10 protein-coding genes and 1 pseudogene are annotated in these 10,067 nt (G+C 37.5%); 4 read left to right on the top strand and 7 right to left on the bottom strand.

What is annotated here, in order from left to right:
* From ABZC96_RS05350 to ABZC96_RS05375, 6 genes and pseudogenes are all read right to left on the bottom strand, one after another.
* A pseudogene (locus ABZC96_RS05350) lies at positions 1 to 288 on the bottom strand (hypothetical protein); the annotation flags it as partial.
* Positions 281 to 1,501: an ABC transporter permease gene (locus ABZC96_RS05355; RefSeq protein WP_373029617.1), complete on the bottom strand. Its 1,221-nt coding sequence runs from the start codon at positions 1,499 to 1,501 to the stop codon at positions 281 to 283. The gene ABZC96_RS05355 and the pseudogene ABZC96_RS05350, both read right to left, overlap by 8 nt.
* Positions 1,502 to 1,505: 4 nt before the next feature.
* Positions 1,506 to 2,237, bottom strand: a complete 732-nt coding sequence (locus ABZC96_RS05360) for an outer membrane lipoprotein-sorting protein (RefSeq protein WP_373029618.1) — start codon at positions 2,235 to 2,237, stop codon at positions 1,506 to 1,508.
* 40 nt (positions 2,238 to 2,277) lie between these two features.
* Positions 2,278 to 3,453 carry a YbfB/YjiJ family MFS transporter gene (locus ABZC96_RS05365; protein ID WP_373029620.1) on the bottom strand — a complete coding sequence of 392 codons (1,176 nt, stop codon included), beginning with the start codon at positions 3,451 to 3,453 and terminating at the stop codon, positions 2,278 to 2,280.
* 89 nt (positions 3,454 to 3,542) lie between these two features.
* Positions 3,543 to 4,340 carry a PEGA domain-containing protein gene (locus ABZC96_RS05370; protein ID WP_373029621.1) on the bottom strand — a complete coding sequence of 266 codons (798 nt, stop codon included), beginning with the start codon at positions 4,338 to 4,340 and terminating at the stop codon, positions 3,543 to 3,545.
* A 9-nt stretch (positions 4,341 to 4,349) separates the two neighbouring features.
* Positions 4,350 to 5,870 carry a VWA domain-containing protein gene (locus ABZC96_RS05375; protein WP_373029623.1) on the bottom strand — a complete coding sequence of 507 codons (1,521 nt, stop codon included), beginning with the start codon at positions 5,868 to 5,870 and terminating at the stop codon, positions 4,350 to 4,352.
* Between the two features lie 194 nt (positions 5,871 to 6,064).
* Here ABZC96_RS05375 and amrS point away from each other — a divergent pair, with 194 nt between their 5' ends.
* From amrS to ABZC96_RS05395, 4 genes are all read left to right on the top strand, one after another.
* Positions 6,065 to 7,075, top strand: a complete 1,011-nt coding sequence (gene amrS, locus ABZC96_RS05380) for an AmmeMemoRadiSam system radical SAM enzyme (RefSeq protein WP_373029625.1) — start codon at positions 6,065 to 6,067, stop codon at positions 7,073 to 7,075.
* A complete protein-coding gene (gene amrB, locus ABZC96_RS05385; protein WP_373029627.1) occupies positions 7,072 to 7,878 on the top strand; it encodes an AmmeMemoRadiSam system protein B in 807 nt (268 codons plus the stop codon). The genes amrS and amrB overlap by 4 nt, the downstream gene beginning before the upstream one ends.
* Complete coding sequence (locus ABZC96_RS05390; protein ID WP_373029628.1) at positions 7,879 to 8,493, top strand: protein-L-isoaspartate O-methyltransferase; 615 nt, start codon at positions 7,879 to 7,881, stop codon at positions 8,491 to 8,493.
* 133 nt (positions 8,494 to 8,626) lie between these two features.
* Positions 8,627 to 9,667 carry a sodium:calcium antiporter gene (locus ABZC96_RS05395; RefSeq protein ID WP_373029629.1) on the top strand — a complete coding sequence of 347 codons (1,041 nt, stop codon included), beginning with the start codon at positions 8,627 to 8,629 and terminating at the stop codon, positions 9,665 to 9,667.
* 129 nt (positions 9,668 to 9,796) lie between these two features.
* On the opposite strand, the gene ABZC96_RS05400 is transcribed toward ABZC96_RS05395, so the two are convergent.
* Positions 9,797 to 10,067, bottom strand: a 271-nt coding sequence (locus ABZC96_RS05400) for a cation transporter (RefSeq protein ID WP_373029631.1), incomplete at its 5' end; no start/stop codon positions are given.

Here is a 10,067-nt window from a genome sequence, read left to right on the forward strand (position 1 = left end):
GTAAGCATCAATTGCTTTGATCTGAGAGAATGCATCTTCATATTTTGAGAGGGGAGTGAGTCTATAGTCAAGACTTTTGTTTAGACGATACTCCTTGTTGTAGAGAGATATCTCTCCGGAGTCACTTCTGATGGTTGTGTTGATCATATGGCTTATCATTCCGTCATAAAGCCCTTGCAGTCCAAGCAGACCGCTGAGACATAATGCAATCATCATGATTACCATTGACGAACGTGTTTTACGTCTCCAAATACTAAGCCATGCAAGGTATTGGGCTATCTTATACATATCTCATTGCCTCCATAGCTGTAAGCTTGTTTATCTTGGAAATTGGATAGATAATAGCTGCCAGATTGAGTATAAAGATCGTCAGGGCATTCCATGCTATAGTAAAAAGGTCAAAGTTCATAGGTATCTCGTCACTAACAACACCATACTCTTTGTAAGTCTCAGCTATACCGGATATTACGATAGGATGCAGTTCATAATAGTAGGCAATAGAAGAACCAATGATCGTACCAACTACTATACTGATAGTTGCAAGAAGCAGTATTTCAACAAAAAGCATCCCAAAGATATCTTTTGAAGTGAGTCCTAAGGCTCGTAAGAGTCCTATCTCTCTTGCTCTGGTATAGATGTTGACATAGGAAAATATCATGATCACAAAAAAGATCACTAGAAAAAAGATGGATATGGAGATATAGTTAAATATGGAGTCAACCAGCATGGCCTGTACTAATGCAGAGAGAAGTATTTTCCAGTTGATTGCTTCAACCTCTGAAGGAAGTAAAGCCTGTAGGTCTGTGGTCATTTTATCTATATTGTCATTGTCATGAAAGTAAAGCATAAAATAACTGGCCATATTATCACTCAACATGATAGTATCCAAATAGGATTTATTGACAAAGGCCGATTGAGAGTCAAATTCAAAAAGACCGGTTTTGAAGATTCCTTTAACGGTGAAAAGGTCAGCAGCAATAGAGTAATCGATTGAAGAACCAACCATAGCTATTTGACTGCCTATATCCACCTTAATACGTTCGGCTAATTCAGATCCAATATAAATGGCATTGGTATCATTATCACTAAGATACTCACCTTTTATGAGTGATTCATGCAGCTTACTCAAGACTTTTTCACGTGAAGGTACAATGCCTGCAATTAAGCTTCCTACAGCTTTTTTATCACCCGAGAGAAGTGCATACGTCTCAAACCTCGGGCTATAGGTTTTGATGGAAGAATCATTTTTAAGTATAGCATCAATGCTGTTGGTATCTTCTATAAGATTATCATAGCCACCTTCATCTCTATATCCATTAAGATTTACATGCACATACCCTGTATATATCTCCACAGAACTTTTGATAAACTGATGATGAGAACCATCCATAAATGCAACATAGACAATGAAAAAGATAGTAGTAAACGTACTCAAAAGTAGGGTGATGATACTTCTACCTTTAGATTTTACAAGATTTCTAAATGCAAGTGAAAAAAGCATCGGCTTACCTTGAATAACGTTTTAAAGCTTGTTTTGTAAAGTAAGAAGGGTCAATTTTTGTATCAAAGTTCACCTTGTCAAAGATGATCTTTGTACTATTTTTCTTTTTACTTGCATCAAGAGGTTTTAGTTCCATAACCATAGGTATCCTGTGTGTTCCATGCTGTTCTATCTTGGAAAAAGTCATAACTCTGACTTTTTTCATCATATCATCATAAAAAGTTTCTTTTACAGGTACAGCATTTTTAAGATCAACATCAATGATGATCTTCCCCCAAACCACGGCAGCATCTTCTTTTGGGATCAGTTCTAAAGTAGCAGAGTTGGTACTTTTTGAAAGAAGTTTAGCGTTATAGTCTTCCTCTAATGAACTCTCTTTAACCATATCATCATTGGTAAAGTCACTTCCCATCCAGCTTTGGAGCATCATAGATGGCGGTATTTTGATGGTACGTTCTATTTTGGGTATATACTGCCACATTTGATTGTCTATCTTTAAAAAAGTGATGCCTTTGTCTTTTTTAGGATAGAGTATTTTAATGAAACTCTTATCATTCCCTTCAGACCAGCTTTCTATCTTCACAGTACGTTTACCACGTTTAGAGGTGACAATCATACTCATAGTTGAGTACATGTAGTCACCACGAAGGTTCTTTTCAAGTTTTTTGATAATGGCTTGGGCTTCGTTAGCTTGTAAGGAGAAAGTGATAAAAAGTAGAGAGAGAATCCATTTCATAAATATCCTTTTTTCAATTATAGCAAAATAGTTATAATCCTTATTTTACCTTCTCAACTCTCTTTGCATACAACAAAAACAATATCCCAACAAACACTATAAACGCTGTCACATAAAGCGTAGAGTTATAGTTTCCAAAGTGCTCAATCAAAGCAACACTGTAAAGTGGAGCACCTACTTGTCCTATGCCATATGCTGCTGTCATGGCTCCCATGAGAACCACGGGGTTTTTCCCCGCAAGTTGACCACCTAGATTGAGAAAGAGTGCTACAAGTCCTATGAATGTACTCCCATATAAAGCACCACTGAGTAAGTTCAAATAGATATTTGTGCTCAATGTGGGTATGAGTATACCTACAATCTGTAGAGCCATAGCTATAATGATGACATTGACACTTCCATAGTTGTGAGCGAGTCTCATCCAGAGTATGGAAGAGGGTATACCTGCAATACCTACGATGAGCCAACCTAGATTTCCATAACCCTCTAAGCCCTCAAGAGAGTTGATGATATCCGGTAAAAAAGTCCCTTGCACTACAAAACCGACACCTTCAGTAAAATAGGCCAAGATTAGAAGAATGACATAGGTAGAAAATATCGATTTTGAAAGTGTATGTTTTACAGCTTCTTTTTTGATCACGTTATCAAAAGATAAAATGTAAAGAGAGTAAAAAGAAACGATAAAAGCAAACAGTGATAAAGCAAGCCAAGCATCAGACCATGTGCCATTTTTTAAAACATATTGGCTAATAAGCTCAGATATGACTATGGAAAAACCAATACCGCTGAAGTGTATGCCCATAGCCTTTGTTTTATTCTCAAAGTTCAGTTTGACCATTACTATAGAAGCACCCACTATAAGTACCATAGCCGAGCCAAATCCGGCGATAATCCTTGAGACTAACCATAGCGTTTCATTGGTCGTTGTAGCAAGCACAAGTGACATAAAAATGCTTAGAATCATACCGATCCTAAAATACTTTACTTTGGTGTTGATGTCTTTGATAAATATAGAAAAAACAGCACCCGCCAAATACCCGGCAAAATTAAATGATGCCAATACACCGGCATAGGTAAGCGATAAAAAGTCTTCAAGCATATAGGGAAGAAGTGAAGTAAAAGCAAACCTTGCCACACCTACACCAACTATTATGGCCAGTATACCAGCGAGGAGTATGGCAGTATTATTGTTTTTATCAAGCAGGTTCTTTAGCATGTATGTCTTTTTCGGCAGGAGTAGTATCTCCCGCACGGTATGAATTTAGAGATGATCAAATATTTAATAAAAAATTAAAAAGTACGAGATTATCGTACTTTATAGCAGTTAGTAATTTGACAAACAGAGTTGGTTTGTCTTCTGATATTACACTGTTTTAAAGCACCGTTCTTAGCATTTTGGAGACCAACTCTTTCTACCCATCCTGAAGCTCTTTTACTTTTTGCTGTACAATGCCAAACTGTAGCTGATTTTTTTACTTTTTTCTTGATCGGTGTTAATGTAACAGACTGCTTTATATCTTTATTGAGATTCACAGTAACCTCTTTATTGTAGTAGCCTTTTTTTGATATTTTTAAAGTATATGTTCCTTCTTTAAGTCTCATGCCGTCTGAATAAGTATCTTTTATATATTTTATCTGTACATTTGCATTTGCTGGTTTAGGAACGATGGTAAGTGTATATCTGGGAATTGCAGCTTCAATTCTTCTTTTTTCCTCTTCTTGTGCTCTATATTGTTCCCATCTTTCTTGTTTGAGTTTATGTTGTACCAATCCTTCTTCAGCCTGATTTGACATCAGTAAAGCATCACGATAATACTTTCCAGAACTTCCTGCTTTCTCAAGATAAAGATTTATGTATTTGAGTGCTTTGCTATAGTTTTTGAGTGTAAGAGAATTTTTCCCGTATTGAAAATAAAAATCATCGGGTAATACAATATCAAGGTCAATAATTTTTTGAAAATAATCATTTGCAGCTTGATAATTTTGTTTATCGATACTGCTTTTTGCTCCTACTAAATATTTATCAGCCAAAATTTCTTTCGGCAGAGCATGGAGCATGAGTGGTAGTATAATGAGTATACTGATCAATCGTATTTTATTCATTTTATTCCTTTAAAAGTCATTTAATAGTGTTTGGGTTGAAGAAGGGTTATGTTTCTTCTTATCATTTGTATTTACCTGTTGCATACCGAATGTTCCTAACATATCGAGTATCTCCATCGTACCTAATGCTTCTTTAAAGATATTTGGTAGCTGTTTATGATCTTTAACATGATGATACACACCTCCAGATTGAGTAGCTATAGATTGTAATTGTTTGGCTGCTTGAGAGTTTGAATTGACTTCAAGCCCAATAGTTTGATGCCTAAAGATGATACCTTGACTTTTCAAGTTAGCCATGACAGAGCGTATGTTACCACAGTTATCATCACCATCCGCCAATAAGATGATCATTTGGGTTTGTGAAGATGAAGATTTGGATTTGAATAAATAATTGTTTGCTATTTTCAGAGCATTACCTAAAGGTGTTCCCCCACCAGAGGAAAGTGAATTTACGAAATTTGTAAGTTGCTGTCTATCTCTAGTGAAGTCAATACGTTTAGAGATAGGATTACTACAGCTACCAGAGAAAGCCAATATAGATATTTCTACTCCTTTTTTAAGTGATGTATCTATAGTTTCTAAAGCAGCTTGTTTTGCTGATTTAAGTTTTGCCCCTGCCATACTTCCTGAAACATCAATAAGAAGCAATAAACTGGCATTTACAGTACCATTATATGCATATGTAACATTTTGGTTAGCTGGTTTATTTTTTATGAGAGGTGTAGGATTGGAAGTTTGGGTATTTTTGTTTTGTTTTGTTTGGGCTTGTGAAGAAGTATTAAATGTACTCATCATGTTTGGCATAGTAGTAGGCTGTACCGTTTGAGCTATATTTGATGGTGTCTGTTGTTTTGCTTTTACTGTATTATTTTGTTTGACTTTATTGTCTTTTTTCTTTTTAGCGGGTTTTTCTTTTTTAGGTTTAAGTGCATTATTTAAAGCATAAATATTTGAAAATGCAAGGTTCTCAATCTTGTCAAATCTAAAAGACGCTTGTTGCTCTGGTATAGATTTAAAAATATTGATAGCTTCTTTTTTTGAATAGTAATTATTTCCAAAATTATTTTTGAGTATGTATTTGTCCCAAGATGGACTTCCCGGTGTATCAAAACTATAGCCTGTTCCTGATTTTTTCAATGCACCACCTGAAAAACGAAAAGAGCCACGATACTTGTTCAAATGATTTAAATTGATGATAAATTTACTTTTATAATGCAGTGTAACTTTGGCATAAGCTGCTTGTACCTCTTGAGGCATCATAGAAACCAGAGTACTGCCTGACCTTAAATTAATGTAGGGACTAAGTTCCCAATATACAGCATAGATTTCAACAGGTTCGCCCATCATACTGTAGAGTTTGTATTTGACTTTTACTTTATCTACACAGATAGATGAAACGTAAGGGGATTCTTTTTCTGTCAGGGTTTGACAACCGGCATGACCGTAGGACTCTACTTCACCTTTAAAAGTTTTAGCTTGAACAAGAATCGAAAAAGAGAGTATGAATAGTACAAATTTAAAGAGTTTCATTAGCTTGCCTACTTAGTATTATTGTTAGTAGTGATTGAGTAAAATAGTATACTCTATATTTACTGAATATTATAAAAAATATATTTGTAGGGTATCACTATTATGTCTCGTGTGTCTTGACTTTTATTATGCTGTGTGATATTATTAAATAAGTTGAGTCGATAAGTATAAATGTAACTCATAAAGGAGTCAGCATGACATCTAACAAAGATATGAAATATTATACAAAAGAGGAGGGTAAAGACAGGATCATTTGTCTGCTCTGTCGCCACTCCTGTAAACTCAAAGAAGGGCAGGTAGGTATCTGCGGTATCAATAAAAATGTGGATGGGGAGCTCGAAACGCTTGTTTATGGACATCCCGTTGCAGTACATGTGGATCCTGTAGAGAAAAAACCACTCAATCATGTACTGCCAGGCAGTACAGCACTCTCATTTGGAACAGTAGGGTGTAACTTTAAATGTCCATTCTGTCAAAATTGGGATATCTCTCAAGAGAAAAAAGTCAATGAATCTATCAATGTTAGTCCTGAAGAGATGGTCGAGTTAGCACTTTCGCATGGCGCAGAGTCCATTGCGTATACGTATAATGAACCAACCATTTTCTACCCTTATGCCAAAGACATTGGTGTGATCGCCAAAGAAAAAGGACTCAAAAATCTCTTTGTCTCTAATGGTTTTGAATCGCCAGAGGTCATAGAAGATATGGCAAGCTGGGTTGATGCAGCGAACATCGATCTTAAAAGTTGGGATGATGCCTACTATAGAAAGGTGCTCAAAGGCGGACTTGAAGAGGTGAAAGATACGCTTAAGAGAATGATAGATGCTGGTATATGGGTCGAGATCACAACACTTATTATTGAAGGTGAGAATGACAGTGACAAAGATCTTGAAGAGATGGCAGTCTTCATCGCCAGTGATCTTGGTAAACATGTACCATGGCACTTGAGTGCATTTCATCCAGATTACAAGATGCTAGATCACGAGAGAACAAAACTGGAAACATTGATGCGTGCCAAAAAGATAGGAGAAAAAGCAGGGCTTTACTATATCTATCTTGGAAATGTACCTGTCCATGCTGATACACACTGTCCTGACTGTGGAGAATTGGTAATAGACCGTACGGGATATGACGTGACGGTCAATACCTTAGAAAATGGACACTGTCCAAAGTGTCATAGAATGATAGAAGGAGTATGGTCATGAGTACAAGAGATACAGCTGTTGCCGGACAATTTTACCCATCCAGTCCCGATGAGATACACTCAATGCTTGAACATTACAATCAAATAATTGATACACATCTCAAAGACAAGGATAGTGTCTTACATCTTAGGCCAAGAGCAGTCATTGTCCCACATGCAGGGTATGTATATAGTGGTTTTACGGCAAATATAGCCTTAAGATTATTATCTAATTCAGATATTAAACGTGTTGTAGTTATAGGCCCTAGCCACCGTGTGTATCTTAAGGGCACCAGCATCTCACAATTTGATACGTATCATACACCGTTGGGTGCATTATATATCGATAAAACTCTTGTGGTAGACCTTAAAGAAAGATTTGATCTAGACTTCATACCTGAAGCACATCATGAACACAGTACAGAAGTTCAGATACCTTTTGTTAAAACGTACACGCCGGAAGTTTCAGTAGTTGAGTTGGTTTATGGTGATGAATCACCTGAAAAACTTGCAGAAGTGATCGAATATCTTTTTAAAGACCCTGAGACTGCAGTAGTAATCAGTACAGACCTAAGTCACTATTATGATATTAAAAAAGCCAATGCACTTGATAGTATCTGTTTGGATGCGGTGAAGAAACTGAGTACTTCTGAATTACATCAAGGGTGTGAAGCCTGTGGAAAGATCGGTGTGGAAGCGATGCTGATTGCTGCAAAAAAGAAAGGCTTGAAATCCATACTGCTTGATTATCGTACAAGTGCGGATGCCAGTGGCGATGAATCACAGGTCGTAGGGTATATGAGCGCAGCATTTGTGGAGCAGTAGATGAAAAAAATGGATAGACTTGTGGATGATATGATTTCCTCGAATATGCTGAAAAGTCCACTGATCATTGATGCATTTAGAACCATCGACAGAAAATATTTTGTACCTGATGAATATGCAGAAGATGCCTATGTAGATGCGCCGCTACCCATAGGAAATTATCAAACGATATCACAACCCTCTACTGTAGCCTTTATGATGGAACGTCTTGCCCCTCAAGATGGAAACACGGTATTGGACATTGGTTCAGGGTCAGGATGGACCACCGCACTTCTTTGTTATATTGTAGGGGACAAAGGTAGTGTAATCGGAGTTGAAAGAGTTGATACATTGGTGGAACAGGGAAGGGAAAACCTGTCTAAGTTCCGTTTTAATTCGCATTGTCACATAGAAAGAGCAGGAGACAAGCTTGGTCTTCCAGGGAAACAGTTTGACAGGATACTTGTATCTGCATCGGCTGATGAAACACCTGAAGAACTTTTTTTGCAATTGAAAATAGGTGGGATATTGGTTATACCCATAAGAGAGTCTATTTTTAAATTTAAAAAGATCTCAGAAACACAGATCGAAAAAGAGGAATTTTACGGATTTGTTTTTGTGCCGTTAATCTATTGAACTATAGACTCTGAATGTTTAAAATGAAAAATAAAAAAACAGTTTTGGGTTTTAGTTCGTCTGACTTTCCGAAAGTATGTTTGCGTTGTAAGAAGACGAAATAAATACTATTATTTCTAATTAGGAGTTGCAAATGATAAATTTGGCAGGTTGGTCACTAATGAATATCTCTATCGCCTTTCTGTGTGCCACACTTGTCGTTGGATGGTTCGGAATACAGATGACGAAAACAGCGCGTGATCTGGCACACGAGACAGGGATGGGTGAAGTGCTGATGGGAGCGCTGTTCATTGGTGCTTCTACGTCGCTCTCTGGAATCACGACTTCCATTACTGCTGCGATGTCTGGTTACGCAGAGCTGGCTGTCAGCAATAGCCTTGGTGGTATTGCAGCTCAGACAGCTTTTCTTGCTATCGCTGATATTGCCTATAGAAGAGCAAACCTTGAACATGCTGCCGCTTCTGCGGAAAATCTCTTCATGACGACATTACTGATGACTCTATTAAGCATTCACCTAATGGGAATCGCCGTACCTAATCTATCTATCTGGGTTATACATCCTGCCACACTACTTTTAATCGCTGTATATCTCCTTGGTATTCACTTGCTTTCACGCACACATAAGATGCCGATGTGGCTGCCACGAAAAACACATGATACCCCAACAGAGGAACATAAAAGTAGAAAACGGATGTCAAAAGACTTGGCAGGTTTGTGGGGTCGTTTTATTATCTATTCCATTATCGTTGCAAGTGCGGGATGGCTTCTTTCCCAGTTAGCCGTACCTCTTGTACAGAGAACGGGACTATCATACGGTGTTGTTGGTGGTGTTTTGACGGCTGTCTCAACCTCCATCCCTGAATTAGTTGTCGCCGTTACAGCTGTAAGGATGGGAGCACTTAACCTTGCTGTTGGTGATATTATCGGAGGCAATGCATTTGATACACTTTTTATCGCAGCATCCGATATTGCCTACGATGAAGGTCCGATTTATGCTGCCATTTCTTCTACCGAAGTATTTTGGCTTGCAAATTCGCTTTTAATGACAGGTACACTGTTGATGGGGCTTGTCTATCGTCAACGCCATGGTCCGGGAAACATTGGGTTGGAAAGTACTGCACTACTGCTATTGTATTTTGGGGGTATCGCACTGCTTGGAATGGGATTTGTGTAGAGCAATTAAGCTGAATGGCTGCACTGCTTTTAAGATAACAGAAGAAAAGTAAGTGTTATAGAGCTTGAAAGAGTAGGTGTGTATGCTCTTTTGCTTGTCTTAGTGTACTGATGGTCGGGTGCAATTCACTCAAGGTAGACGCTTCTTTTCCTGATAGGCATCTTTAATAATATGTATGCCGCCACGAATTACTATGATTGAGATAATGATACCGATAATAAGATCTGGAAATCTAGAATCCAAAAGATATACAAACCCACCACTAATAATAATACCTAAATTAGCGATGACATCATTTTTAGAAAATATCCAACTGGCACGCATATGAACCTCACCCTCTTTGTACTTTGAAATAAGCATCAAGCAAATAACGTTTGCTACAAGAGCTACCATCCCAACA

Origin of the sequence: Sulfurovum sp. (genome assembly GCF_041551015.1) — a bacterium.
Lineage (GTDB): Bacteria > Campylobacterota > Campylobacteria > Campylobacterales > Sulfurovaceae > Sulfurovum.